Annotated in this window: 1 protein-coding gene; it reads right to left on the bottom strand. The window is 63.5% G+C overall.

Annotation, left to right across the window (positions count from 1 at the left end; all coding sequences use genetic code 11):
- Positions 1 to 232: DegT/DnrJ/EryC1/StrS family aminotransferase (locus E0702_RS17155; protein WP_240721813.1), on the bottom strand; the 232-nt coding region annotated here is incomplete at its 3' end.
- Between the last annotated feature and the right edge of the window lie 45 nt (positions 233 to 277).

The following is a 277-nucleotide window of genomic DNA, read 5'->3' as shown; positions in this document are numbered from 1 at the left end:
GTTTCTTCCACGCATGCTCATAGGCGCCGGACATGATGATCGCCCGCGCGGCCAGATCCGCATCGTCGGTGATCAGGATCCCCCCTTCGCCCGCATTCACCAGCTTGTAGGACTGGAACGAGAAACAGCCGATCCGCCCGATCGTTCCGATCTTGCGCCCCTTCCACACCGTGCCCAGGGAATGGGCCGCGTCCTCGATCACGGGGATGCCGCGCGCATCGGCCAGCGCCATGATCGCGTCCATGTCCGATGTGTGCCCGCGCATATGACTGATCAG

Origin of the sequence: Halomonas marinisediminis, assembly GCF_004347715.1 — a bacterium.
Classification (GTDB): domain Bacteria; phylum Pseudomonadota; class Gammaproteobacteria; order Pseudomonadales; family Halomonadaceae; genus Halomonas; species Halomonas icarae.
Note: the sequence above shows the minus strand (reverse complement) of the source record. Positions and strands in the feature narration are given on the sequence as shown.